This is a genomic window from Pseudomonas beijingensis, from assembly GCF_030687295.1.
Classification (GTDB): Bacteria; Pseudomonadota; Gammaproteobacteria; order Pseudomonadales; family Pseudomonadaceae; genus Aquipseudomonas; species Aquipseudomonas beijingensis.
In genome coordinates this window covers 3,878,372-3,904,162 of the sequence record NZ_CP117425.1, presented here as the reverse complement: position 1 = coordinate 3,904,162, position 25,791 = coordinate 3,878,372, and the positions used below count along the sequence as shown (strand labels likewise).

Genomic DNA, 25,791 nt, shown 5'->3' with positions numbered 1-25,791 from the left:
GATGGCTGCGATGCGGTCTTTCAAGGATCAAGGCGCCTGTATCGCGAGCAAGCTTTGCTCCCACATAAATCCCCTCACCACAGGGGCCGCGCCCGACTTTATTTTCTGATCAGGAGGACGTCATGGAACGACACCGCTTCACCACCTCGATGACCACCCTCCTCTTGGTTTTCTCCACCTGCGCGCTGGCCGCTCCCGACAGCCAGCGCCAGGCTCGATTGCAACACCTGCTGGACCAGGACTGTGGCGCCTGCCACGGCCTGTACCTGACCGGCGGCCTCGGCCCGCCCCTGACCCACGAAGCCCTGGCCGGAAAATCACGCGACAGCCTCATCGCCGCCGTCACCCTCGGACGGCCCGGCAGTGCCATGCCCGGTTGGGCAGCGTTGCTTGCGCCCGACGACATTCGCTGGCTGGTGGACCGGCTCCTTCAAGGAAAACCCGCCTCATGATCCGTTCCTTCCTGTCCTCCACGGCCATCGCCCTGCTGCTCTGCGGTTGCGCCCAGACACCGTTGCGCGGCACCGGCGACTTGGGCGTGGTGGTGGAGCGCGCCAGCGGCAGCCTGCAAATCATCGAAAGCGACACCCGCACCGCCCTCGCCCGCGTTGAAGGCCTGGGCGATTTATCCCACGCCTCGGTGGTGTTCTCCCGTGACCAGCGCTACGCCTATGTGTTCGGCCGTGATGGTGGCCTGAGCAAAGTCGACCTGCTGGGCGCGCGCATCGAGCGCCGAATCATCCAGGGCGGCAACAGCATCGGCGGCGCGATCAGCCAGGACGGCAAGCTGATCGCCGTCTCCAACTACGAGCCCGGTGGTGTCAAGGTGTTCGATGCCCAGACCCTGGAACAAGTCGCCGACATCCCGGCCACATCGTTGCCCGGCGGCCAAAAACGTTCACGGGTGGTCGGCTTGGTGGATGCGCCGGGACAACGTTTCGTGTTCAGCCTGTTCGACACCGGCGAAATCTGGACCGCCGACTTCAGCCAGGGCCTCACCCCGCGCATCGAGCGTTTCACCGCCATCGGGCTGCAACCCTACGACGCCCTGATCACCCCGGACGGCCGCTATTACATGGCCGGGCTGTTCGGTGAAGACGGCATGGCCCAACTCGATCTCTGGCATCCGGAGCGCGGGGTGAAACGGGTGTTGGGGCATTACGGGCGCGGCCAGGCGCGACTCCCGGTGTACAAAATGCCGCATCTGGAAGGCTGGGCCCTGGCCGACCAGCAAGCCTTCGTGCCTGCCGTCGGGCATCACCAGGTGTTGGTGATGAATGCCCAGGACTGGCAGCAGACCGACGCCATCGCCGTGGCCGGCCAACCGGTATTCGTCACGGCGCGACCGGACGGCCGGCAGCTGTGGGTCAACTTTGCCTACCCGGACAACGACCGCGTCCAGGTCATCGACACCCAGACCCACGCCATCGTCGCCGACCTGCGGCCCGGCCCGGCCGTGCTGCACATGGAGTTCACCGCCCGGGGCGACCAACTGTGGCTGTCGGCCCGGGACGGTGGCGAGGTCCAGGTCTGGGACCCGTATCGGCTCGAGCGCCTGGGCAGCCTGTCGGCCCTGAGCCCCAGCGGCATTTTCTTCAGCAGCCGTACGCACAAGCCGGGGTACTGACCATGACACCCAACTCACTGGCCCGGCGCCTGATCGATCGATTCCAGCATGGCCTGCCGTTGTGCGCCGAGCCCTATCAAGCCATGGCCCAGGCCTTGGGCTGCAGCGAGGCGCAGGTCATCAACTGCCTGCACCACCTGCAAGTCGCCGGGACCTTATCGCGGGTCGGTCCGGTGTTCGAACACACCCGGGCCGGGGCCAGCACCCTCGCCGCCCTGGCCGTGCCCGAAGAGCGTTTGCACCAGGTAGCGGCACGCGTCAGCCAATACCCGGAAGTCAATCACAACTACGCCCGGGAGCATCGCTACAACCTCTGGTTCGTGCTGACCGGCCCCAACCGGGCGCACCTGGACAACATCCTCCAGGAACTGGAACGCGACACCGGTCTGACGCCACTGGACCTGCCCATGCTCACCGCCTACCGCATCGACCTGGGCTTTGCCCTGGAGGCCATCTCATGAAAAACGCCCTGAGCGAGCAACAGTCACTGGCACTGCGCCGTCTACTGGAAACCGGCCTGCCCCTGACACCGCGTCCCTTCCAGGCGCTGGCCGAGCAGATCGAAGCCAGCGAGCCACAGGTGCTCGAGCAGGTGCAGCGCTGGCATGAACAGGGGCTGTTCCGGCGCGTCGGCCTGGTGGTCAACCATCGCGCCCTGGGATTTGCCGCCAACGCCATGCTGGTGCTGGACGTGCCGGACGCCCTGGTCGATGAAGTCGGCCGTCGCCTCGGTCAGGCCCCCGGCATCAGTCTTTGCTACCAGCGCCCGCGGCGCCTGCCCCAGTGGCAATACAACCTGTTCTGCATGATCCACGGGCGCCAGCGTGACCGTGTCGAGGCTCAGGTCCAGGCGCTGCTTGAAGAACATCTGCTGGACGACCTGCCCCACCAGTTGCTGTTCAGCACGCAGTTGTTCAAGCAATGCGGTGGACGTTTCGCCGCACCGGCCGGAGCCCGTATCGATGGATGACCTGGACCGCCGCCTGATCAATCGCCTGCAACTGGGCCTGCCCCTAGTGCGCCACCCTTGGCAAGCCCTCGCCCAGGAGCTGGACAGCAGCAGTAGCGAGTTGCTCGACCGCCTGCATGAGCTGCTCAACGACGGTGTACTCACCCGCTTCGGCCCGATGTTCGACATCGATCGCCTGGGCGGTGCGTTCACCCTGGCGGCGCTGGCGGTGCCCGAGCCGCGCTTCGACACCATCGCCGAGCTGCTCGCCGACATGCCCGAAGTCGCCCACAACTACCGCCGCGAGCACACCTGGAACATGTGGTTCGTGCTCGCCTGCCCCAGCGAACAGGCGATCCACGACACCCTGCTGCGCATCGAACATTTGACCGGCCTGGTGCCGCTGAACCTGCCCAAAGAGGAGACCTACCATGTCGGCCTGTATTTCCCCGTCTGAGTCTTCGTGGCAAGCGCCGCCACGGCGGGATGAAACACCCCTGGCCCTGCGCCTGGTGGAACTGACCCAGGCCGGCCTGCCCTTGCTCGAAGACCCCTGGGCCTGGCTGGCCGAGCAACTGGGCTTGAACGTGGAATCCACCCTCGACCTGCTCAAGCGCCTGCAAGCCGAAGGGGCGATCCGGCGCATCGCAGCCGTGCCCAATCACTACCGCCTGGGTTATCGCCACAACGGCATGACGGTCTGGGACGTGGCCGATGCCGACATTTCGCGCCTCGGCGCCCTGCTGGGGGCGCAGCCCTTCGTCAGCCACTGCTACCGGCGCCCGCGTCGGCCCGGCTGGCGCTACAACCTGTTCGCCATGGTCCATGGCCGCAGTCGCGAAGAAATCGACAGTTACCGTGAACACTTGCGCTACCTGCTGGGGGACGCCTGCACCGGCGACGACATGCTGGTGAGCAGCCGCATCCTGAAAAAAACCGGCCTGCGCCTGACGCCTGTGGGAGCAACGCTTGCTCGCCAAACAGGGGCGTCGGTTTTATGAAGGACCGCATCGGCTTCATCGCGGGCAAGCCTTGCTCCCACCACGCCTTGCTCCCACGGAGCGACTTATGTTGAGGATCAGCCACTACCTGCGAGCCCTGGCCGGGCACTGCCCCGCCCCACGCGTCGCGCCACCGGGCAGCCCCCGTCCGCCAGTGGTGATCTGGAACCTGCTCAGGCGTTGCAACCTGACCTGCAAGCACTGCTATGCGACATCGGCCGACAGCGTGTTTCGCGATGAACTGGACACCGTTGCAGCGCTCAAGGTCATCGACGACCTGCATGACGCTGGGGTGCGCGTGCTGATCCTGTCCGGTGGTGAACCGCTGCTGCGCGACGATCTGTTCCAGCTCAGCGCCTATGCCCGCGGCAAGGGCTTTTTCCTCGCCCTGTCCACCAACGGCACGCTGATCGACGCGTCCAATATTCAACAGATTGCGGCGGCGAACTTCGATTACGTGGGCATCAGCATCGATGGCCTGGAAGCGACCCACGATGAATTCCGTCAGCTCAAGGGCAGTTTCGCCAGCTCCATGGCGGCCATCCGGCTCTGCCGCGAGCAAGGCATCCGGGTCGGCTTGCGCACCACCCTCACCCAGCAAAACCATACCCAGTTACCGCGCTTGCTGGATTTGATGAATGAATACGACGTACAGAAATTCTATCTGTCGCATCTGAACTACAGCGGACGCGGCAAGCGCAGTCGCAAACTCGATGCCCACCAGCAAATGAGTCGCGAGGCCATGACCTTGATCTTCGAGCGGGCCTGGCACGACATCGAACAAGGCCGCGACAGTGACTTCGTCAGCGGCAACAACGACGCCGATGCAATCCTGCTGCTGCACTGGGTATCCCGGCACCTGCCCCACCACTACGCCGCACTGGAGCAGATGCTGCGGGCCTGGGGCGGCAATGCGTCGGGCAGCGGCATCGCCAACATCGACAACACCGGCGAGGTCCACCCCGACACCTATTGGTGGCAGCACTCGGTGGGCAACGTTCGCCAGACGCCGTTCAAGAGCCTCTGGCTGGAGCGTCCCGACGCCCTGCTCTTGAAGCTGCGCGAACACCCTCGAGCCGTGGGCGGCCGTTGTGGGCAATGCCGCTGGCTGGACATCTGCAACGGCAATACCCGTACCCGCGCCTGGGCCGACGGCGACCTGTGGGGCCAGGACCCCGGCTGCCACCTCAGCGATGACGAAATTGGCCTGCACGCGATTCCCAGCGTTGCGATGCCCTGCGCCCGATAACCCAACGGCGAACCTGATGACGAACCAAGGAAGTCCCATGCCTGCCTCCATCGTTTTGCCCGCTGCCCTGCAATCGCCCTTCAGACCGGGTGAAGTCGCCCTGGTCGGCGCCGGTCCCGGTGACCCGGGCCTGTTGACCTTGCGCGCCTGGAGCCTGTTGACGCAGGCCGACGCGGTGGTCTACGACCGCTTGATCAGCCCGCAATTGCTCAATCTGATCCCCCTGCCCTGCGCCCGGCACTACGTCGGCAAGGCCGCCGGTTGCCACAGCCTGCCCCAGCCACAAATCAACGAACTGCTGGCCGACCTGGCCGATCAGGGACAACGGGTAGTGCGGCTCAAGGGCGGTGATCCGTTCATCTTCGGTCGCGGTGCCGAGGAGCTGGAGTATCTCCTGGCCCGGGGTATCAATTGCCAAGTCGTGCCCGGCATCACCGCCGCGGCCGGTTGCAGCACCTATGCCGGCATTCCTCTGACCCATCGCGACCTGGTCAACTCCTGTCGCTTCATCACCGGTCATCTGCAACGCGAAGGCGACTTGGACCTGCCCTGGCAAAGCCTGGCGGATGACAGCCAGACCCTGGTGTTCTACATGGGCTTGTCAAACCTCGGCACCATCGCCACTCGGCTGATGGCTGCGGGCCTGGCGGCTGACACGCCGGCGGCGTTGATCAGCAACGGCACGCGCCCCGACCAGCAGGTCCTGCGCGGGACCCTCCAGCAACTGCCGGACATGTCGCGGGCCTGCGCCGAAGGCCTACCGACCTTGACGGTGATCGGCAAGGTAGTCGGTTTGTTTGCCCATCAGTTGCTGGAGCATCCGGCACGCCTGCACCCGGTCACGCTGGTTCAGCCGGGTATCGCGAGGGTGGCATCATGAGGATCGGCTGGCTGGCTCCGTTGCTGTGGATCGGCGCCGTCCAGGGTGCCACGGTGCCTGAGCCGGACCTGGCATTGGCTGAGCAGGACTACCAGCGACACTGCCAGCAGTGCCACGGAGTCAATCGCATCGGCGCTGCCGGCCCGGCGCTGTTGCCCCAGAGCCTGAGCCGGATCAAGCCCGACGAGATCCGCCAAGTAATCGCCAATGGCCGCCCGGCCAGCCAGATGGCGGCGTTTGGCACGGTGCTGACGCCTGCCCAGATCGATGGCCTGACCCACTATCTCCAGCGTCCGCCCGCCGTCGAACCAACCTGGAGCGAGGACGACACACGCCGCAGCCATCGCCTGCTGGCGGATGTCGTCGCCCTGCCCGATAAACCCCAACACCACGCCGATCCGCTGAACCTGTTCGTGGTGGTGGAGGCTGGCGACCATCACGTCGATATCGTCGACGGCGATCGCTTCGAGGTCCTGGCGCGCTTCGCCTCACACTTCGCGCTGCATGGCGGACCGAAGTTTTCGCCGGACGGACGCTTCGTCTATTTCGCCTCCCGGGACGGCTGGATCAGCCTGTATGACCTGCACAACCTCACGCTCATCGCCGAGGTGCGGGCCGGGCTCAATACCCGCAACCTGGCGGTGAGCAAGGACGGGCGCTGGGTGCTAGTGGGCAACACCCTGCCGGGCAACGTGGTGGTGCTGGATGCCCGTGACCTGTCGCTGGTCAAGACGGTTGCAACGGTTGGGCTGAACGGCCAGGCCTCGCGGGTCAGTGCGGTTTATACCGCGCCGCCGCGGGACAGCTTCATCGTGGCCTTGAAAGACGTGAAAGAGGTCTGGGAGCTGTCCACCGGGCCGAACCCGGACTTCGTGCCCCGGCGGATCGAGGCCGAGGATTACCTCGATGATTTTTCCTTCTCGCCCGATTACCGGCAATTGCTCGCCACCTCGCGCAAGGCCCAGGGCGGCCAGGTGATCGACCTCGACACAGGACGGATCGTCACTGATATCGCGCTGCCGGGCATGCCGCACCTGGGCTCGGGGACCTATTGGAAACGCGATGGGCACTGGGTGTTCGCCACGCCCAACATCAGCAAGGGGCTGATCTCGGTGATCGACTTCGACACGTGGAAAGTCATCCAGCAGATCCCCACCCTGGGGCCGGGTTTCTTCCTGCGCAGCCATGCCAACTCCCGCTACGCCTGGACCGATGTATTCTTCGGCCCCGACAACGATGCCATTCACCTGATCGACAAACAGACCCTGGAAATCGCCCACACCCTGCGGCCCATGCCCGGCAAGACCGCCGCCCACGTCGAGTTCACCCGCGACGGGCGTTACTTGTTGCTGAGTATCTGGGACACCGAAGGCGCGCTGATCGTCTACGACAGCGACACCCTCAAGGAAATCAAGCGCCTGCCCATGAACAAGCCTTCGGGCAAGTACAACGTCGGCAACAAGATCGAGTTTGCCGAGGGGACGTCCCACTGAAAAAAAGGGGGCTGATGCGCAGCCCCCAATAGCAAAGGCCTGTGGGAGCAAGGCTTGCCCGCGATGAACGATAACGCGGTTCAGCTGCTCGACCGCGGCGCGACTATCGCGGGCAAGCCTTGCTCCCACAGACAGCGTCGTCCCCTTTACCAGGTAAGCACCGCCCCCACCGCAAAGGTATCGGTGTCTTCATTCTGGGCACTGGTGTCGTGGCCGTTGATTTCGAACTGGTTGTACTCGGCCACGAGCTTGAGGTTGTCGTTGATGTCGTGGAACAGCGCGATGCCCCGGGTTTCGTAATCGGCACCACTGCCCACCACGCCGTTGCCGTCGTCATCGGTCTTGCCGTAGGACAGCGCCAGGCGGTTCTTGCCCAGTTTGTACGAGCCCTGCAACAGGTAGCCCTTGCTGTCGACATTACGCAGGGTGGCTTCACCGGCGTTGTTGGTGAAGAACGGGTTGATGCCCTTGGCCTGGAACCCCGAGCCGGTGAGGGACAACCCACCCATCTTCGCCTGCACGCCATAGCCCAGGCCCTTGGAAGTCACCGATTCGACGGTGGAGTCGGTGTTGTCCGAGGTCTGGTAGCTGCCGTTGAGCCAGCTGTAGATCTTCGCCCCGCCCAGGTCGAACTGGTAGGTGATCTCGCTCTCGGTGCGCGGGTTTTCCTGGTAGGCCTTGCCGGTGGCGCTGTTGTCGTTGGTGTCCACCGGGTCCATGATCCCCACCGCCACCCGTAGCCCGTCCATCACTGGCGTGCGGTAGGTGATCTGCGAGGTCGGGAACGGGTACGGATAACCGCTGCCGATGTTGCCGAACGAGACGCCACCGCCGTCCACCAGCCCCAGGGTGTCACTGACCTGGCCGTAACCGGCGAGCAGTTCGTCCAGCAGGATGTTGGAGCGGGCAAACAGGCCGAAGTCCTTGCCGACCAATACCTCGCCCCACTCCGGGTTGGCCACGGTGCCGTAGAACTGGCGCACGTCGATGGCGGTGTCGGTGCCGTTGGTTTCGCTGTCGTTGATGGTCACCCAGAACGAGGCCCGGGCGCCGAGCTTGAGGTCATCGACCTGCTTGCCCATGTTGAAACCCAGGTAGTTGGGCAAAAAGCCCATCTTGACCCGCGCCTGCCGACGGTCGTACTGCTCACCGGCGCGGTCCACGTCGCTGTTGACGTAAAAGGCGTTGATGTAGCCGTCGGTGGAAAAGGTGGTCTGGTCCTTGTCGTACAGCATGATTTCAGCGTTGGCCCAAGGCGTCAGGCCCAGGCTGGAAAGACCGGCGATGACCGCAGGTAAAAAACGCAGGCAGGTATTTTTATTGTTGTGCATGGCGCGCTCCGCAACAGGGGACGGGATGTCGGAGGCGATTATCGAAAGGCGCCAGGGCGCGTCATACGCTGCCTTGGAGGCAATTGGCGGATGCTTTGGAAGCTCGGGCCCGGCGCGGCAGTTTGGACGTAAGACTGCGATGCAGGCGGGCGCGGCAGTTTGGGTGTAAGACGTCGAGGCTGGCGGGTGCGGTACTTTGGGTGTGGGCCGCAGGGGGGCCTAGGGATGTGGGAGGGATTTTTCTGTGAGAGCAAGACCTGTGGAGATACCTGTGGGAGCAAGGCTTGCCCGCGATAGCCGCGCCGCAGTCGAACAGCCGGACCGCGTTATCGTTCATCGCGGGCAAGCCTTGCTCCCACAGGCCCCTCTGCGGTGTATCAGAACCTCGGCTTGACGGTCTTCCAATCCGGCCGGTAGCGCTGCATCTGCCGCACATCGTCACGCTGGCGGATGCCGCAGCTGAGGAACTGATCATGCAGCTTACCCAGTTGATCCCGGTCCAATTCCAAGCCAAGGCCCGGCGCCCGGGTGATCTTCACGCAGCCATCGACAATCGGCAGCTTGCCGCCCTTGATCACTTCTTCATCCGGCTCCTGCCAGGGGTAATGGGTGTCGCAGGCGTAGTCCAGGTTCGGCACCGCGGCCGCCACGTGGGCCATGGCCATGAGGCTGATACCCAGGTGCGAGTTCGAATGCATCGACACGCCCAGGCCAAAGGTGTTGCACATTTTCGCCAGGACCTGGGTGTCCCGCAGGCCGCCCCAGTAATGGTGGTCGGCCAACACAATCTGCACGCTGTTCAGCGCCACGCTGCGGCGGAACTCATCAAAATCGGTGACCACCATATTGGTCGCCAGCGGCAGCCCCGTGCGCTTGTGCAGCTCGGCCATGCCTTCCAGCCCTGGCGTCGGATCTTCGTAATACTGCAGGTCCTCCCCCAGCAGCTCGGCCATGCGAATCGAGGTTTCCAGGGACCAGTTGCCATTGGGGTCGATACGCAACGGGTAGCCAGGGAAGGCCTGTTTCAGCGCCTTGATGCAGGCGACTTCATGCTCCGGATCAAGGGCGCCGGCCTTGAGCTTGATGCTCTTGAAGCCATAGTCCTGGATCATCCGCCGGGCCTGGGCGACGATCTGCTGTTCGTTGAGCGCTTCGCCCCAACTGTCTGGCGGGTACGGCGAATCGATGTGCTCGGCGTACTTGAAAAACAAGTAGGCACTGAACGGGATCTCGTCGCGAATCGCGCCGCCCAGCAGGTCCACCAGCGGCACGTTCAGGTAATGGGCCTGCAAATCCAGGAAGGCCACTTCGAACGCCGAATAGGCATTGCTCACCGCTTTGCTCGCGTGGGACCCCGGCGCCAGTTCGGCACCGGCAACGCTGGCCGGTTTCTGCGCGGCGACGGTCGCCTGGACGATGGCCCGCAACTGATTGAGGTTGAACGGGTCCAGGCCGATCAACTGGCTCTGCAGTTGCTGCTGGATCGCCAGGGCCGGGGCATCGCCGTAGCTCTCCCCCAGACCGATGTAACCGTTGTCGCTCTCGATCTCGATGATCGAACGCAACGCGAACGGCTCATGGATGCCGCTGGCGTTGAGCAAGGGTGGATCGCGAAAAGCGATGGGAGTGACGGTGACGCGTTTGATCTTCATACAACGGCTCCCGATGGGCCAGGGTTCAAGGCTTGAGGTTTTTCCGGTTGACCGGCAACGGTTTCAGGTCGGCCGGACAGTGAATTCGGCGTATCGCGGCCCGGCTTGGTGCGGGCAAAGAAAATCACCACGGCGGCAACCAGGGAGGTGATTGCCAGCCCATACAGCCCACCCTCGATGGACCCAGTGGTCTGTTCCAGGAAACCGAAGGCCGTGGGCGCCACGAAGCCGCCGAGGTTACCGATGGAATTGATCAGGGCGATCACCGCCGCCGCGATGCGCGCATCCAGGTAGCCTTGGGGAATCGGCCAGAACAGCGCCGAGGCCGCCTTGAAGCCGATGGCCGCGAAACAGATCGCCACGAAGGCAAAGATCGGCCCGCCGGTGGTGGACATGAACATGCCGAACGCAGCGATCACCAGCGTCACCGCGACCCAGGCCTGCTGAAATTTCCATTTGCCGGCCAGGGCGGCAAAACCGTACATCGCGATGATGGAAATGATCCACGGAATGGAATTGAGCAAACCGACCTGGAAGTCCCCCAGGTTGCCCATCTTCTTGATCATGCTCGGTAGCCAGAACGTGGCGCCGTAGATGGTCAGGGCGATGGAAAAGTAGATGAAACAGAACAGCGCGATCTGTCGGTCGGCCAGCAACTTGAACATCGACGGCTTGACCACTTGCGCGGCTTCCCGGGCCCGTTGCTCTTCGGCGATGGCGGCGATCAATACGGTTTTCTCTTCAGCCGTCAGCCATTTGGCCTGGCTCGGGTGCGATTGCAGCCAGAACCAGACAAACCCGCACAGCACGATGGAGGCGAAACCTTCGATCAGGAACATCCACTGCCAGCCATGCAAGCCCATCCCACTGATGTGCAGCAAGGCGCCGGACACCGGGCCGGAAATCACCGAGGCAATGGCCGACCCACTCAGGAAGATCGCCATCGCCTTGCCGCGCTCATTGGCAGGCAGCCATTGGGTGAAGTAGTAGATGATGCCGGGAAAGAATCCCGCCTCCGCCGCGCCGAGGATGAAGCGCAGCACATAAAAACTGGTCTCGCCTCGCACAAAGGCCATGGCCATGGCCGCCGCGCCCCAGGTGAACATGATGCGCGTCAGCCAGGCCCGCGCGCCGTAGCGTTGCAATAGCATGTTGGACGGGACTTCGAACAGCGCGTAGCCGATGAAGAACAGCCCGGCGCCGAGCCCGTAGGCCGCGGCGCCGATGCCCAGGTCGGTTTCCAGGTGACTGCGCACGAAGCCGATATTAACCCGGTCGATGTAGTTGACGATGAACATCACCACCACCAACGGCAGGACATGACGTTTGACCTTGGCCGCCGCGAGCGCCAGGGTGCTGTCATGGGTGGAGTCCGTTACGTTATTCAAGGGGGGCCTCCCGATCATTGTTTTTGTGAGGAACGGGAGGATGATGGACGCGGTGGATTGTTCCCGTCTAATCTAACTTGGCACTTGATTGATACTCGGATTGAATCAATGTTTGAACTGGCCCAGTTGCGCTGCTTCACCACCGTGGCGACCGAACTCAACTTCCGTCGTGCCGCCGAACGCCTGAATATGACCCAACCGCCGCTGAGCCGGCAGATCCAATTGCTGGAACATCACCTGGGCGTCGAGCTGTTCACCCGCAGCACCCGCAGCGTGGCGCTCACCGCCGCCGGCCGGGCGTTTTTCATCGAGGCACAGAACCTGTTGGAACAGGCGCAACAAGCCGCCGTGGCGGCCCGGCGTTTCGCCCAGGGCGACATCGGTTCGGTGACCATCAGCTTCGTCGGCAGCGCGGTGTACGAGTTCTTGCCCAAGGTGATTGCCGAGGCCCGGCTGAAACAACCCCAGGTCAAAATCGTCCTGGCGGAGATGAACACCTACCAACAGCACGAAGCCCTGCGCGCCCGGCGCATCGACCTGGGCATCGTCCGCTCACCGCTGCTGGAAACCGGCTACGCCACCGAATGCCTGGTGCGCGAGCCCTTCGTGCTGGCGGTGCCCGCCGGGCATCCGCTGGCCAGCGCCGAAACCGTCAGCGTCCAGGACCTGGATGGACAGCCGTTCCTGATGTACTCCCACGCCGCCTACCCACCCTTCAACGAACTGCTCACCGGCATGCTGCGCTCGGCCCAGGTCGCGCCGCAATTCGTGCAATGGCTGGGGTCGTCGCTGACGATCCTGGCGCTGGTCAACGCCGGCATGGGTCTGGCCCTGGTACCGCGTTGCGCCACCAGCGTGGTGTTCAAGCAGGTGGTATTTCGCGAGATCGACCTGGGCGAAGGGGTGCAGAGCGAGTTGCACCTGGTGTGGCGCGAGGACAACGACAACCCAGCGTTCACCATGTTGCTGGAAGGGATTCGGGGGGCGGTGCGGGAAGGGTTGTGAATCGGATTCCGACCGCCAGCTGCACTTCCGTGGCGAGGGAGCTTGCTCCCGCTGGGCTCTGTAGGAGCTGGCGAAGCCTGCGATCTTTTGATCTTTTGATCTTTCGCTTGAGATTCAAGTGTTTGGGGAAAGATCGCAGCCTCGTTGCACTCGACAGCTCCTACACGGCTCCTACACATCCAGCGGGAGCAAGCTCCCTCGCCACATGGCCAGCGCCCTTGAGCTCTGTGTCTGATGGGTTTGCCTGTGCCCTATTCCAGTCCTCCCTCACAAGTTGTACGATGACCGACGAGCACGCTTCGCTCGCGTTCCTGATACCTACAACAACAAGGAAATCCCCATGAAAAAAGCGACATTGGTCATCGGTTTCTTGTGCCTGTTCAGCGGCTATGCAGCGGCAGCCGCTACATCGCCCGAGCAGGAAGTGGCCCAGGCGGTCGATCATTTGACCCAAGCCATGCTGCACAAAGACATCCCCCAACTCCAGGCGCTGGCCGCCGAGAACCTGACCTACGGGCACTCCAGCGGCAACATCCAGGACAAGAAAGCCTTCATCGCCGACATTGAAACGGGCAAGAGTGCGTTCAAGACCCTGGAAATGAAGAACCAGAAAATCACCTTGTCGGGTGATGTGGCGCTGGTGCGCAATCATTTCTCGGCGCAGGCGCTCAAGGGCACAGAGGTGGTGCCGACGGAGATCGAGAACTTCCAGATCTGGCAAAAGCAGAAGGATGGCAAGTGGCTGCTGATCGGGCGTCAGGCGTTTCGGTTCTGATAAGGGGCTGGGCCGGAAACCTCTGCGGCAAGCGCATTATTTGAGCGTGTGGTAATCCATTGTGGCGAGGGAGCTTGCTCCCGCTGGGCGGCGTAGCGGCCCCTTTTTTGCGGTTGCTTCGCAACCGAGCGGGAGCAAGCTCCCTCGCCACAAGGATGTCTTTTCAGCCCTGACGCCTTGCTTCAGGCTCCGGCCCATTGCTGGCGGTACTGCAACAGAAAATCCACAAAAGCGCGCACCCGCTGCGGCACGTACCGGCCGTGGGGATACAGCAAGGTAAACGGACGTGAGCGACCCGCGAAAGGCGCAAGCACCTCCACCAATTGCCCGTTGGCCAGCTCCTGCTCCACGATGAACTTGTAGGTCTGGAACAAACCGGCGCCATGTTTGGCCAGCGTCACGCCACCAAGCACATCGTCCGAACAACAGTACCCCCCTTCGCCGAATACCTCCTTTTCCTTGCCTTCGACATTGAACAACCAGGAAATCCGTCGCCCGCTACTGGGCAATTCGAACTGGATGCACTCGTGATCGTCCAGGTCTGCAAGAGCCTGGGGCGTGCCGGCCCTACGCAGATATTCCGGGGAGGCGACCACCACCAGTTTCGCGTCTTCCAGCAGCCGGGCGATCATCGACGAGTCGGGTTGGGCCCGCACCCGGATGGCGAGGTCATAACCTTCGGCAACAAAATCGATGTTTCGATTGCTCAGGTGCAGGTCCACGCTGACTTGCGGGTACAGCGCCCGAAAGGCCGGCAGCAAGGGCAGGATGCGGTGATGGCCGTAAGTGGTGGGCAGGCTGATGCGCAGTTGCCCGGACGGCACCGATTGCGCGCCCATCATTTCCTGTTGCGCCTCGACCAGTTGCGTCAGCGCTTGCCGGCATTGCTCGAAATAGGTCCTGCCGGCTTCGGTCAGGCGGATACTGCGGGTGGTGCGCACGAAAAGCCGTGAGCCCAGGCGTTCTTCCAGGCGAAAGATCGAGCGGCTCACCGCCGCCGGGGTCACCCCCGCCAGCTGCGCCGCGGCCGTGAAACTGCCCGCCTCCGCCGCCAGGCAGAACAGTTCTATGCTGCCTAGCTGCAGGTCTTCGAAATGACGCTTCATGATTCATTACACCGCGTATCAACTGAAGTTTCGAAAAGCCTGTTTATCAGTCTGCGGCATATAAATACAGTGGCCTTCCAACACGCGGGCATTGTCCTGCGTCCATTTCCCACCAGCTGGAGTGCAACATGCCTTTCGTCAATGTGCGAATTACCCGAGACGGCGTCACCCGTGAACAGAAAGCCCAGGTGATTTCCGAAATCACCGAAACCCTCCAGCGCGTGCTGGGCAAGGATCCGCATTTGACCCATATCGTGATCGAGGAAGTCGACACCGATAACTGGGGATACGCGGGGATGACGACGACGCAGTATCGAAGTCTTCCCAAGGAATAACGCTCCACTCTTGCGAGCCCGGTCCGATTGACCGGGCTTTTTTCTGCCTGCCAACCCGGGAACATTGTGGGAGCGAGCTTGCTCGCGATTGCGGTGAGTCAGTCACATCAATGCCGACTGATCTGGCGCTATCGCGAGCAAGCTCGCTCCCACAGGGGTTATGTGTTGCCCTTGCCATTAATTACATGGCGTATCAACTCAAGTACCAGAAGCCTTATTTATCAAACCCTGAGGCATCAATACCCTGAACTCAACCACCGCCAACACAGGCGCACCGGTTCAACTCAATGTGATCAGGAGTCAATCATGAGCCTCAACAAAACCGTCATCATCACCGGCGCTTCCAGCGGTATCGGCCTCGGTCTGGTCAAGGCGTTCCTGGCCCGGGGGTATAACGTGGTGGGCAATGCCCGCTCCCCGTCCGGCCTGGAGGCTGCCGCCGCCCAGCTCGGCCACCCGGCCGGTTTCATTGGCGTGGCCGGCGACATTGCTGACCCGGCCACTTCAACCGCCCTCATCGCCCAAGCCGTCGAGGCGTTTGGCGCAGTTGACGGGCTGGTGAACAATGCCGGTTTCTTCCTGCCAAAACCCTTCGTCGAATACAGCCCCCAGGATCTGGACGCGCTGCTGGACACCAACCTCAAGGGTCTGGTCTACGCCAGCCAGGCCGCTGCCGCGCACATGATCGGGCGCCAGCAAGGCTTCATCATCAACATCTCAGCCGCCGTGGCCCTGCAGCCGAACATCCAGGTGCCGGCGGCGCTGCCAGTGTTGATCAAGGGCGGCGTCAACCAGATGACCCGCGCCCTGGCCCTGGAACTGTCGCCCCACAACATCAAGGTCAACGCGGTCGCCCCCGGCATCATCGACACGCCGATGCACGACCCGGCGCACCGCGACTTCCTCGACAACCTGGCCCCGGCCGGCCGCGTGGGCACTGTCGAGGAAATTGCCGAGGCCGTGTTGTACCTGGCGAGCGCTGACTTCACGACCGGCGCGATACTGCCGGTGGACGGCGGGATGAGCACAGGCAAGTGGTAAAAAGAAAAACCCCGGAGGCAGGACCTCCGGGGTTTTCATGACGCACGGGATTCAGAGCGTGTAGGAGATGCCGGCCTGCACGGTTCGTGGTGCGCCTGGGTAGGCGTAGACGCCACCAAATGCGCCTTCCTCATAATCGGCGTCGAACAGATTCTTCAGGTCCAGGTTGAGGCGGATCCGCTCGTTGACCTTGTAGTAGCCGAGCAGGTCCACAACGGTGTAGCTGTCCATGGTAAAGGTGGTGGCCGCCGTATTGCCGGCCCGCTCATCGACATACTTGGCGCCCAGGCCCAGGCCGAGACCCTTGAGGCCACCGTCCTGGAACTCGTAGACGTTCAACAGGCTGAAGGAGTTCTTGGGCACGTTAAGCAAGCGGGTGCCGGACGGGATATTGATGTCCTTGGTCACTTCGGCATCTACATACGCGTAGCCACCGATCACACGCCATTCTGGCGTTAAATTGCCCGCCACATTCAAGTCGAAACCACGGCTGCGCACTTCCCCGGCAGCCACGTTGAAGGTGGAATCCAGCGGATCGGGCGTGAGTACGTTGCGCTTTTCAATCTGGTAGATCGCCGCGTCGACGCTCAACTGCCGATCCAGCGCTTCCCACTTGACGCCCATTTCGTAGGACTTGCCCTCTTCCGGCTTAAACCCCTCACCCTGACCCTGGCGACTGGCTCCGGTGTTGGGTTTGAACGAGCGCGCGGTGTTGGCGTAGAGCGCAACGGTATCGGTCAGATCGTAGATCACCCCCAGGCGTGGGGTGACGGCATTTTCAGTCTTGTCCCAGTTACGGCTACCGGGCCGAGCCTGAGGGACGAAGGATTCGTACTCATGCTCGAAATGCTCGAAACGCGCCCCTGCCAACACCTTCAGGCGCTCAGTCAGCGCCACCTGATCCTGGACAAACACGCCAAACGTCTTGAGATTTTCCTGGTCATTTGTGGGTGTGCGCGTCAACGCCGGGCGTGGCTGGCCATGCACCGGATCGAAAATATCGATCGGGTAGGCACCGCCGGCGCCAGAGGATCGCTGGATGATGGACTGGTAGTCGTAGTCTTCATACTCGATACCCGTCAACAACGTGTGCTCGAAGCCGCCGGTGGAAAAATGCCCGGTGAGGTTGAGCTGGGTGTCCCGATCGGTCCATTCCAGCTTGCGGTAATTGAAGTTACGACTCAGCGTGCGCCCATCGGCGCCGATGCTGTTGCCTTCCACCGCGTTGCCCTGCAAGGTGCCGTCGAGCCACTGGGTTCCACCGGCCAAGGTCCAGTCGTCATTGAGCATGTGCTCGAAACGCACCTGCAGCATGTTGTTGTCGTTGTGCAGTTTGCCCGCATCTTTTTCGCCGAAGAATGTATCGCGCGAGGCGGTGCCGCGCTGGCCGGCGTAGTGGGTCAAACCACGGTCCAGGGGCGCGTTGTTGCGCATGAAATCGCCTTCAAAGGTCAGGCGCGTGGTGTCGTTGACCTGCCAGCTCACCACCGGCGCGATGCCGTAACGCTCGGTCTCGACGTGGTCGCGGAATGTGTCACCGCCCTCACCGATCACGTTCAAGCGATAGGCCAGGCGCCCTTCTTCGTCCAGCGGACCAGACGCGTCCAGCGTGCCGCGACGCATCCCTTGGTCGCTGACCTGGCTGCCCAGGGTCACCGTGCGCTCGGCCAGCGGCTGCTTGGACACCACATTGAAGGTGCCGCCCGGATCGCCACGGCCATAGAGCATGGTGGCCGGGCCGCGCAGGACTTCCAGCCGCTCGATGGTGTTGGCGTCCGGCATGTTCGGGTAGCCACGGTTGATTGGAAAGCCGTTGCGGTAGAACTCACCGGTGGTGAAACCACGGACGGTAAAGGTGGTCAGTCCCTGGCCGCCGAAGTTATTGCCCCGGCCTACGCCGCCGGCGTAATCGAGGGCGTCTTGCAGGCGCGTGGCGCTGAGGTCTTCGACCACGTCGCGGGACACCACGGAAATCGATTGCGGGGTTTCATGGATCGCGGTGTCGGTACGGGTGGCACTGGCCGAACGGGTGGCGTGATAGCCCTTCACCGGGCCTTGTGCTGATTCATAGTCGGCATTACCGACGATATCCGTGGCTTGCAACTCAAGGGAGGCCGGCTTGGCAGGGATTGGTTCTTCGGCCCAGGTAGGAACGGAATAAGCCTGGAGCACACACAGTGAAACGAGAATCCGACGCATCGATGCACAATCCTAATGGAAACAAGCCACCCACATCGGGAGGCTGACAAAAATGTGTCGCGAAAGATACAGCAACTCATTGTCGTTTGATATCTATTCCCATTAACACTGATGTTTTTTGTGACCGGTCAGTCCGTTATCGCGAGCAAGCTCGCTCCCACAGGGGGATCCGAACCAATCACTAAACTTGTATCCACCGAAGATCCACTGTGGGAGCGAGCTTGCTCGCGATGACGCCAGGACTATCTCCCCAAACCCTGCTGCCCCACCGCAATCGACTCCTGCGCCACCCGCTGGAAAAACGTCTGCGCACGCACATCCTGGGTATAGGCCACATTCAACCGCAACCAATCGCACGCCTCGCCCTGGGGCAGGAACATCGAGCCCTGAGACAGTTGGACCTGCAACTCCCGGGCGATCTGCTGCACCCGCTGTGCCGCCAGGCACCGCGGCCTGGCCCAGACGAACAAGCCTCCCATCGGCTCGGCAAACACCTCCCAGTGAGTCGGGTCCAGTTGGCGCAGCGTACTTGCCATCTGCTTGTTCAGGCGCTGGCGCAAGCGCTGGATCAGCTTGCGATAAGCACCGTTGGCCAGCAATGTCGCCACCACGTTTTCCGCCAGCAGCGAACAACCGATGCCGGTAATCATCTTGACTTCGGCCAGGCGCTGGATGATGTCGGGCTGGGCGACCACGTAACCGATGCGCAGCGAACTGGACAGCGTCTTGGAAAAACTCGCCAGGTAGATCACCCGGTCCAGGGCATCCAGGGAGGCCAGGCGGGACGTCGGGCCATTCTGGAAATCGGCGTAGATGTCGTCCTCTATAAGGCGAAAGTCGTGGGCCGTTGCCAGTTGCAGCAGACGATAGGCCACGCTCGGCGCCAGGCTGGTGCCGGTGGGGTTCTGGTACATGCTGTTGATGAAGAAATACGAGGGCCTGTGCTCGCCGAGGAGCTGTTCCAGGCGGGCGATGTCCGGGCCTTGCGCGGTTCTGGGCACCGCCACGGTCTTGACCCCGTGCAGCTTCAGCAGATTGAACAGGTTGTAATAGCCGGGGCTTTCCACCAGCACCAGGTCACCGGGCTTGAGCAGGGTTCGCACCAGTAGGTCGAGGCCCTGGCTGGCGCCTTGGGTGGTGATGATCTGTGCCGGGTCGACGTGAATGTCGATCAGGCCCAGGCGTTTTTGCAGGTGCAGGCGCAACTGAGGCGAGCCCAGCGGGGTGCTGTAGTTGAACAACGCGTGGTTGTCGCTGCGCACCACCTGGCGGATCGCCTGGCCCAGGTCGGTGTCGTCACGCCAGGCGTCGGGCAGCCAGCCGCAACCGAGCTTGAGCTGCGTCGCTTCATTGTCGAACAACCGCCACGGCGCGTTATCCGTTTCAGGTACCGGTTCCACCGCCCGGGCCAACTGCTGCGCGACAAAAAAGCCCGCGCCATGCCGAGACTCCAGCACCCCGCTGGCAACCAGTTGGTCATAGGCCTTGATCACGCTCGACAGGCTCAGGCCATTTTCCCGGGCCAACTGGCGAATGGACGGCATCCGCGCGCCGGGGCGTATGCCATGGGCGTTGATCCAGCCCGTAAGGTGCGTCACGAGCTGCCGGATCAAGGGCTCGGAAACATTGCGATCAATCTTCAGGTCCACGGCGGGCACTCTTGGCTAAGTGTTCTCTATTTTTTAGCAAACAGTTAAACACAAATGGCCTGGGTCTGTTTCTTGTTTGCGTTGTGCCTGGCGGTGATAGTCCTCGGGACTTCATGCACACCTTTAAGGAACACCCTTGAACCCACAGCATCGACATTCCTGGGGACTGGCTTTCGGCCTCTGCCTGATCACCCTCTCGGTCAACCTGCAGGCGCCGCTGTACACCACCTACGCGCAGTTATCCGGCTACGGGGCCGGCGCCACGGCGGTGGCGTTTTCCGGTTATGTGCTGGGGGTGCTGCCGGTCCTGCTGGCGTTCGGTGGGTTGGCCGACCGAGTGGGCCGCAAGCCGTTGATCCTGGTCGCGCTCGGGCTGTCGATGCTGGCGACGCTGGTGACCTTGCTCTGGCCGAACCTGGTGGCGCTGGGCGTGGCACGCTTGATGATGGGGGTCGGCACGGGGCTGGCCTCGGCCACGTCGACTGCCTATATGACCGAGCTCATGGCAACCGGCGATACCCGCTCGCCGGCCAACCGGGTCACTGCCAGCACCTCCCTGGGTTTTGGCCTGGGCGCGGCGTTGACCAGTCTGTTCCTGTTCGTCCATCACAGCGCCACGCCCGGCAGCTTCTGGTTGCAACTGATGTTGGCCGCCATCGCGATTGTCGTGGTCTGGCGGCTCCCGGACCCAGCGCTGAAAATCAAAGACGCGCCGCTGCTGCGCCTGCCATTGTTTCCCGCCGGCAGCCTGCCCTACAGTTTTTCCATGCTGTTGGCCTGGGCGACCTCGGGCCTGGTCATCGCCCTATTGCCGTCTGTACTGGCGACCCACGATTTGCAGCGTTGGTCGGGTCTATCGACCTTCACGGTCATCAGTTGCGGCTTGCTCTTCCAGCCTTGGGTGCGGCGCATGCCGCCGGCCAGGGCCACAGGTCTGGGCCTGTTGATCCTGCCGGCGAGCTACGCGCTGCTGGCTTGGGGCGCGAGCGCCGGCTCCCTGCTCGCCGTGCTGCTGGGGGCATTGGGGGCCAGCAGCGCCTGCTACGGTTTCCTGTACCTCGGTGGTTTGTCAGCTATCACGGCCATGGCCGGGGCGGAGAAAGCCCGGGTCAGCGCCGGGTTCTTCCTGTTCGCCTATGTCGGGTTCAGCATCCCGGTGGTGGTGACCGGGCTGCTGGCTGACGCTTTTGGCGCTGACGTGGCGTTGATCGTGTTCGGCCTGGCGCTGCTGGCGGGGGCGTCGGTCACTGGGTGGCGCATCGTCCGGACAGAGGCTTATGGGACTCGCCTGTCCCACTGCTGAGCACAAAACCTTGTGGCGAGGGGATTTATCCCCGTTGGGCTGCGCAGCAGCCCTAAAGCCTGACATTGCGGTGTGTCAGGCAGATAGGAGCTGCTCATTTTGGGGCTGCTACGCAGCCCAGCGGGGATAAATCCCCTCGCCACAGTTTCCGTACCCTTGGCGGCTTCATCGCCTGCTTCAAGGACCACCCCGGCAAAGTCGTATACCATATCCCCACCTAAGCCGAACGACCCGCCGCCGTGACTTTATCCAAGTTCAACCTGCCCGACCTGGGCAACACCCCTTCCACCTCGGAAATCATCACCCGCCACCTGCGCGATGCCATCGTGGCCGGACACTTTGCCGAGGACGAGCCGATTCGCCAGGATGACATCGCCCGCCAGTTCAACGTCAGCAAGATCCCCGTGCGCGAAGCCCTCAAGCGTCTGGAGGCCGAGGGCCTGGTGATGTTCCAGCGCAATCGCGGGGCGATGGTGACGCGCATTTCCGAGGCGGAGCTGGCGCAGATGTTCGAGGTGCGCATGCTCCTGGAAGACAAAGTGCTGCGCCTGGCGATCCCCAACATGACCGAAGACACCTTCGTCCGCGCCGAAGGCATCTGCCAGGAGTTCGTCGGTGAAGACGACGTGGGCCGTTGGGCCGAATTGAACTGGCAACTGCATGCGTGCCTCTACGAGCCGGCGCAACGGCCGTTCATGGTGAGTCTGATTCGCTCGGTCCACGACAAGCTGGAGCGGTACTTGCGCATGCAGATGAGCCTGTCAGCCGGTAAGGACCGTGCCGATCATGAGCACCGGGAAATCATCAAGGCCTGCCGCGCCGGTGATGTCGAACGGGCCGTGGCGCTGCTGGACGAACACATCGCAGGAGTCTGCGAGACCTTGTTCAAGTTCCTGCCTTCCAGCCATTGATGGGCTGGCACTGTGCCGATTTCGTCATCGGCGACAGATAAAACCATCAAGCCGTCCCCCCTGGACGCGGGCCACGCTTGCCGTTACTCATCTGAACGGACGTGGCCCTCCCATGAAACGTATCACTGTGATCGATTCCCACACCGGCGGCGAGCCGACCCGACTGGTCACCGACGGCTTTCCTGACCTGGGCCTGGGCAGCATGGCCGAGCGCAAGCAACGCCTGGCCACGGAGCATGACGCGTGGCGCACCGCCTGCGTGCTGGAACCCCGGGGCAGCGATGTGCTGGTGGGGGCGCTGCTCTGTGAGCCGGTGGACCCAAGCGCCTGTGCCGGCGTGATCTTTTTCAATAACAGTGGCTACCTGGGCATGTGCGGCCACGGCACCATCGGGCTGGTGGCGTCACTGGCCCACCTGGGCAGGATCGGCCCCGGCGTGCACAGTATCGAAACCCCGGTGGGCACGGTACAGGCCACCTTGCACGAAGACCGCTCGGTCAGCGTGCGCAACGTACCGGCCTACCGTTACCGCCAGGCGCTGGCCCTGGAGGTGCCGGGCATCGGCCAGGTAGTCGGCGATGTGGCCTGGGGCGGCAACTGGTTTTTCCTGATCGCCGAACATGGCCAGCGGGTGGCCGGCGATAACCTCGACGCGTTGACCGCCTACACCTACGCCGTGCAGCAAGCCTTGGAGCAGCAGGGGTTTCGCGGCGAGGACGGCGGCCTGATCGATCACATCGAACTGTTTGCCGATGACCCGCACGCCGACAGCCGCAACTTCGTGCTCTGCCCGGGCAAGGCCTATGACCGCTCCCCTTGCGGCACCGGCACCAGCGCCAAACTGGCGTGCCTGGCGGCCGATGGAAAACTGCAACCCGGGCAGATCTGGCGCCAGGCCAGTGTGATTGGCAGCGAGTTCGAGGGCTCCTACGAACGCTTGGGCGAGCGCATCGTGCCGACCATTCGCGGCCGTGCCTACATCAGTGCCGAAACCACCCTGATCATCGAAGCGGATGACCCGTTCGCCTGGGGCATACGTCCGTGAGCGAGGGCCATGTCGCCGACGTGATCATCATCGGCGCGGGCATCATTGGCGCGGCCTGTGCCCAGGCATTGGCCCAGCGCAATCTGAATGTGTTGGTGCTGGACGCCGGTTGGCACGGGGCCACGGCGGCCGGCATGGGACATCTGCTGGTGCTGGATGACAACCCGGCGGAATTGGCACTCAGTCAATACTCCCTGCAACGCTGGCGCGAACTGGCCCCGGCACTGCCCGAGGCCTGCGCCTGGCGCAACAACGGCACCTTGTGGCTGGCGGCCAATGCCGAAGAAATGGCGGTGGCCCATAGCAAATACCTGAACCTGTTGGCCCATGGCGAAGCCTGTGAATTGATCGGCCAAGCCGCTCTGCGTCAGCGTGAACCCGAGCTGCGCCCAGGGCTGGAAGGCGGATTGCTGATCAGGGGCGACGGTATCCTCTACGCCCCGGCAGCCGCCCGCTGGATGCTGGACGCGCCTAACATCCGCCAGCAGCGGGCACAGGTCAGGGAAGTCGACGGCGCTCGCGTACGCCTCGATGATGGGCGCTGGTTGAGCGCCGAGGCGGTGGTCCTCGCCAATGGCATCCAGGCCACCGAGTTATGCCCGGAACTGCCGATCGAGCCGAAGAAAGGCCACCTGCTGATCACCGACCGCTACCCCGCCACCGTCACCCACACCTTGGTGGAGCTGGGCTACGTCACCAGTGCCCATAACGCCAGCGGACCGTCGGTGGCGTGCAATATCCAGCCACGCCCGACCGGGCAATTGTTCATCGGTGCCTCGCGGCAGTTCGGCACCGTCGACCCGCAGGTGGAAGGCTGGATGCTGGCGAAGATGCTCAAGCGTGCCGTCGACTACATGCCTGGGCTGGCGCATCTGAACGGCATCAGGGCCTGGACCGGTTTCCGCGCAGCAAGCCCCGACGGCTTGCCCCTGGTGGGCCGACATCCGCAGCGCACGGGACTGTGGCTGGCGGTCGGTCACGAAGGCCTGGGCGTCACCACCGCGCCCGCGACGGCCGACCTGCTGGTGACGCAGTTGTTCGACGAGACCTCGCCATTGCCCGCGCAGCCTTACCTGCCGCAGCGTTTCCTCGGAGAACCCGCCCATGCCTGAAGCCCGACACACTTCCCCTGTTTGCTCCGGGGATAGGCTTAACCCCGTGGCGAGGGAGCTTGCTCCCGCTGGGGCGCGAAGCGGCCCTGTTTTGGGTCTGCTGCGCAGCCCAGCGGGAGCAAGCTCCCTCGCCACAGGTTCTGGGGGCGCTCAAGACATCCGCTTCACCAAGGAGGATTGGCCCCATGCCTGACCTATTTCTGGACGGCCGCCCGCTGTCAGTCGCCCATGGCACCAGCGTCGCGGCGGCATTGGCGTTGGGCGCGGACGGTTGCAGTCGTACCTCGGTCAGCGGCCAGCGCCGTGCTCCGTTGTGCGGCATGGGCGTCTGCCAGGAATGCCGGGTGTTGATCGACGGTCGTCGCCGCCTGGCTTGCCAGACCTTGTGCCTCGATGGCATGCACGTGCAGACCCGACCATGAACGAAACCACCGACCTGCTGATCATCGGCGCCGGCCCCGCCGGCATGGCCGCCGCCCTCGCGGCGGCAAGCAGCGGTGCGCGCATCGTGCTGCTGGACGACAACCCGCTGCCCGGCGGGCAGATCTGGCGCGACGGCCCCCAGGCCAATCTGCCCAGCGCCGCCCGACGCCTGCGCGATCAACTGCACACCTGCGCCAACGTACGCTGCCATGCCGGCACCCGCGTGATCGCCTGCGCCGGGGATAAAACCTTGCTGGTGGAAGATGCCGAGCGCGGTTGGCAGATCCGCTACGAGCGCTTGATTCTCTGTACCGGTGCCCGTGAGCTGCTGTTGCCGTTTCCCCGGCTGGACACCGGCGTGACCGGCGCCGGCGGGTTGCAGGCGCTGATCAAGGGCGGCTTGCCGGTGCGCGGCGAACGGTTGGTCATCGCCGGCAGCGGCCCCTTGCTGCTGGCCAGTGCCGCCACGGCAACACATCAGGGCGCACAGGTGCTGCGCATCGCCGAGCAGGCCCGTCGCGGCGCCGTGGCTGGTTTCGCCGCGCAATTGCCACGCTGGCCGGGGAAGTTTTTCCAAGCGTTCAGTCTGTTCGACCGGCATTACCGCACCGACACCCATGTGGTAGAGGCGCTCGGACGGGAGCGGCTGGAGGGCGTGCGCCTGCAACAGCAAGGCAAGATGATTGAACTGGCCTGCGACCGACTCGCCTGCGGTTTCGGGCTCGTTCCCAATACCCAGTTGGGCCAGGCCCTGGGCTGCGCGGTGGAGGACCAGGCGCTGGCGGTTGACGCCTGGCAAGCGACCTCGCGCCGTGAACATTACGCCGCCGGTGAGTGCACCGGTTTCGGCGGCAGCGAACTGGCGCTGGTGGAAGGCGCCATCGCCGGGCATGCTGCAGTTGGTAATAGCGCCGCCGCCCAACTGCTGTGGCCGCGTCGTGCACGTTGGCAGGGGTTCGCCCGGGCCTTGAACACGGCCTTCGCCCTCGATCCACGGCTCAAGAACCTGGCCACGGCGGACACGCTGGTCTGCCGCTGCGAGGACGTGCCCTATGGCGAACTGGCCGGCCATGACAATTGGCGCGAAGCAAAACTGGCAAGCCGTTGCGGCATGGGCGCCTGCCAGGGCCGAGTCTGCGGCGCCGCCCTGGAACACCTGTTCGGCTGGACACCGCCCACCCCTCGCCCACCCTTCAGCCCGGCGCGGATCGAAACCCTGCTGAACCTGGAAGAAACCCCACCCTCCTGACCTCAACACACATCCCACTCTGACCTGCCTAGTCATACAACCTGCACTCACCGCAATTCCCTGTGGGA

General features: G+C 63.4%; 25 protein-coding genes. 19 read left to right on the top strand and 6 right to left on the bottom strand.

Annotation, left to right across the window (positions count from 1 at the left end):
- Window positions 1-122 precede the first annotated feature (122 nt).
- The 9 genes from PSH84_RS17635 to PSH84_RS17595 all read left to right on the top strand — a co-directional run bounded on the left by PSH84_RS17635 (window position 123) and on the right by PSH84_RS17595 (window position 7,199).
- Window positions 123-452 (top strand): c-type cytochrome, encoded by a 330-nt coding sequence (locus tag PSH84_RS17635; RefSeq protein ID WP_305481456.1) that lies wholly within the window; start codon window positions 123-125, stop codon window positions 450-452.
- The gene (locus PSH84_RS17630; protein ID WP_305481455.1) at window positions 449-1,627 is read left to right on the top strand and encodes a cytochrome D1 domain-containing protein; all 1,179 of its coding nucleotides are present in this window, start codon (window positions 449-451) and stop codon (window positions 1,625-1,627) included. The genes PSH84_RS17635 and PSH84_RS17630 overlap by 4 nt, the downstream gene beginning before the upstream one ends.
- 2 nt (window positions 1,628-1,629) lie before the next feature.
- Window positions 1,630-2,088, top strand: coding sequence for an Lrp/AsnC family transcriptional regulator (locus tag PSH84_RS17625; protein WP_305470797.1), 459 nt, complete (start codon window positions 1,630-1,632; stop codon window positions 2,086-2,088).
- The gene (gene ahbB, locus PSH84_RS17620; RefSeq protein WP_122566473.1) at window positions 2,085-2,597 is read left to right on the top strand and encodes a siroheme decarboxylase subunit beta; all 513 of its coding nucleotides are present in this window, start codon (window positions 2,085-2,087) and stop codon (window positions 2,595-2,597) included. Before PSH84_RS17625 ends, ahbB (PSH84_RS17620) begins: the two co-directional genes overlap by 4 nt.
- Window positions 2,590-3,033: an Lrp/AsnC family transcriptional regulator gene (locus tag PSH84_RS17615; protein WP_122566472.1), complete on the top strand. Its 444-nt coding sequence runs from the start codon at window positions 2,590-2,592 to the stop codon at window positions 3,031-3,033. Before ahbB (PSH84_RS17620) ends, PSH84_RS17615 begins: the two co-directional genes overlap by 8 nt.
- The gene (gene ahbB, locus PSH84_RS17610) at window positions 3,008-3,577 is read left to right on the top strand and encodes a siroheme decarboxylase subunit beta (RefSeq protein WP_122566471.1); all 570 of its coding nucleotides are present in this window, start codon (window positions 3,008-3,010) and stop codon (window positions 3,575-3,577) included. The genes PSH84_RS17615 and ahbB (PSH84_RS17610) overlap by 26 nt, the downstream gene beginning before the upstream one ends.
- A 67-nt stretch (window positions 3,578-3,644) precedes the next feature.
- Complete coding sequence (gene nirJ / locus PSH84_RS17605; RefSeq protein ID WP_122566470.1) at window positions 3,645-4,826, top strand: heme d1 biosynthesis radical SAM protein NirJ; 1,182 nt, start codon at window positions 3,645-3,647, stop codon at window positions 4,824-4,826.
- 37 nt (window positions 4,827-4,863) lie between these two features.
- Window positions 4,864-5,706, top strand: coding sequence for a uroporphyrinogen-III C-methyltransferase (cobA, locus tag PSH84_RS17600; RefSeq protein WP_305481454.1), 843 nt, complete (start codon window positions 4,864-4,866; stop codon window positions 5,704-5,706).
- Complete coding sequence (locus tag PSH84_RS17595; protein ID WP_305481453.1) at window positions 5,703-7,199, top strand: nitrite reductase; 1,497 nt, start codon at window positions 5,703-5,705, stop codon at window positions 7,197-7,199. Before cobA ends, PSH84_RS17595 begins: the two co-directional genes overlap by 4 nt.
- Window positions 7,200-7,345: 146 nt before the next feature.
- Here the strand turns inward: PSH84_RS17595 and PSH84_RS17590 are convergent, their stop codons facing one another.
- The 3 genes from PSH84_RS17590 to PSH84_RS17580 all read right to left on the bottom strand — a co-directional run bounded on the left by PSH84_RS17590 (window position 7,346) and on the right by PSH84_RS17580 (window position 11,588).
- A complete protein-coding gene (locus tag PSH84_RS17590) occupies window positions 7,346-8,530 on the bottom strand; it encodes a porin (protein ID WP_122566467.1) in 1,185 nt (394 codons plus the stop codon).
- A gap of 377 nt (window positions 8,531-8,907) precedes the next feature.
- Window positions 8,908-10,182, bottom strand: a complete 1,275-nt coding sequence (locus tag PSH84_RS17585; protein WP_305481452.1) for a glucarate dehydratase family protein — start codon at window positions 10,180-10,182, stop codon at window positions 8,908-8,910.
- Window positions 10,179-11,588, bottom strand: coding sequence for an MFS transporter (locus PSH84_RS17580; protein WP_122566465.1), 1,410 nt, complete (start codon window positions 11,586-11,588; stop codon window positions 10,179-10,181). Before PSH84_RS17580 ends, PSH84_RS17585 begins: the two co-directional genes overlap by 4 nt.
- Window positions 11,589-11,678: 90 nt before the next feature.
- Between PSH84_RS17580 and PSH84_RS17575 the strand changes: the two genes are divergently transcribed.
- A complete protein-coding gene (locus tag PSH84_RS17575; RefSeq protein WP_122566464.1) occupies window positions 11,679-12,575 on the top strand; it encodes a LysR family transcriptional regulator in 897 nt (298 codons plus the stop codon).
- Between the two features lie 340 nt (window positions 12,576-12,915).
- Complete coding sequence (locus tag PSH84_RS17570; RefSeq protein WP_122566463.1) at window positions 12,916-13,350, top strand: nuclear transport factor 2 family protein; 435 nt, start codon at window positions 12,916-12,918, stop codon at window positions 13,348-13,350.
- Window positions 13,351-13,532: 182 nt separating this feature from the next.
- On the opposite strand, the gene PSH84_RS17565 is transcribed toward PSH84_RS17570, so the two are convergent.
- A complete protein-coding gene (locus PSH84_RS17565) occupies window positions 13,533-14,456 on the bottom strand; it encodes a LysR family transcriptional regulator (protein WP_305481451.1) in 924 nt (307 codons plus the stop codon).
- 128 nt (window positions 14,457-14,584) lie between these two features.
- Here PSH84_RS17565 and PSH84_RS17560 point away from each other — a divergent pair, with 128 nt between their 5' ends.
- Window positions 14,585-14,791 (top strand): tautomerase family protein, encoded by a 207-nt coding sequence (locus tag PSH84_RS17560; protein WP_003202537.1) that lies wholly within the window; start codon window positions 14,585-14,587, stop codon window positions 14,789-14,791.
- A 306-nt stretch (window positions 14,792-15,097) separates the two neighbouring features.
- Window positions 15,098-15,832: an SDR family NAD(P)-dependent oxidoreductase gene (locus PSH84_RS17555; protein ID WP_305481450.1), complete on the top strand. Its 735-nt coding sequence runs from the start codon at window positions 15,098-15,100 to the stop codon at window positions 15,830-15,832.
- A gap of 51 nt (window positions 15,833-15,883) precedes the next feature.
- On the opposite strand, the gene PSH84_RS17550 is transcribed toward PSH84_RS17555, so the two are convergent.
- A complete protein-coding gene (locus tag PSH84_RS17550; protein WP_122566460.1) occupies window positions 15,884-18,031 on the bottom strand; it encodes a TonB-dependent siderophore receptor in 2,148 nt (715 codons plus the stop codon).
- A 242-nt stretch (window positions 18,032-18,273) separates the two neighbouring features.
- On the bottom strand, window positions 18,274-19,680 hold the full coding sequence (locus tag PSH84_RS17545; protein ID WP_305481449.1) for an aminotransferase-like domain-containing protein: 1,407 nt from the start codon (window positions 19,678-19,680) through the stop codon (window positions 18,274-18,276).
- Window positions 19,681-19,816: 136 nt separating this feature from the next.
- On the opposite strand from PSH84_RS17545, the gene PSH84_RS17540 reads away from it, so the two are divergent.
- The 6 genes from PSH84_RS17540 (at window position 19,817) to PSH84_RS17515 (ending at window position 25,723) form a co-directional block, all read left to right on the top strand.
- Window positions 19,817-20,983 carry an MFS transporter gene (locus PSH84_RS17540; protein ID WP_305481448.1) on the top strand — a complete coding sequence of 389 codons (1,167 nt, stop codon included), beginning with the start codon at window positions 19,817-19,819 and terminating at the stop codon, window positions 20,981-20,983.
- Window positions 20,984-21,222: 239 nt separating this feature from the next.
- Complete coding sequence (locus PSH84_RS17535; RefSeq protein WP_122566457.1) at window positions 21,223-21,894, top strand: GntR family transcriptional regulator; 672 nt, start codon at window positions 21,223-21,225, stop codon at window positions 21,892-21,894.
- Between the two features lie 112 nt (window positions 21,895-22,006).
- Complete coding sequence (locus PSH84_RS17530; RefSeq protein WP_305481447.1) at window positions 22,007-22,939, top strand: 4-hydroxyproline epimerase; 933 nt, start codon at window positions 22,007-22,009, stop codon at window positions 22,937-22,939.
- A complete protein-coding gene (locus PSH84_RS17525) occupies window positions 22,936-24,051 on the top strand; it encodes an NAD(P)/FAD-dependent oxidoreductase (protein WP_305481446.1) in 1,116 nt (371 codons plus the stop codon). Before PSH84_RS17530 ends, PSH84_RS17525 begins: the two co-directional genes overlap by 4 nt.
- A gap of 185 nt (window positions 24,052-24,236) precedes the next feature.
- Complete coding sequence (locus PSH84_RS17520; protein WP_122566454.1) at window positions 24,237-24,473, top strand: 2Fe-2S iron-sulfur cluster-binding protein; 237 nt, start codon at window positions 24,237-24,239, stop codon at window positions 24,471-24,473.
- Entirely contained in the window at window positions 24,470-25,723 is a 1,254-nt protein-coding gene (locus PSH84_RS17515) for an NAD(P)/FAD-dependent oxidoreductase (protein ID WP_305481445.1), read from the top strand. The genes PSH84_RS17520 and PSH84_RS17515 overlap by 4 nt, the downstream gene beginning before the upstream one ends.
- Window positions 25,724-25,791: the final 68 nt, after the last annotated feature.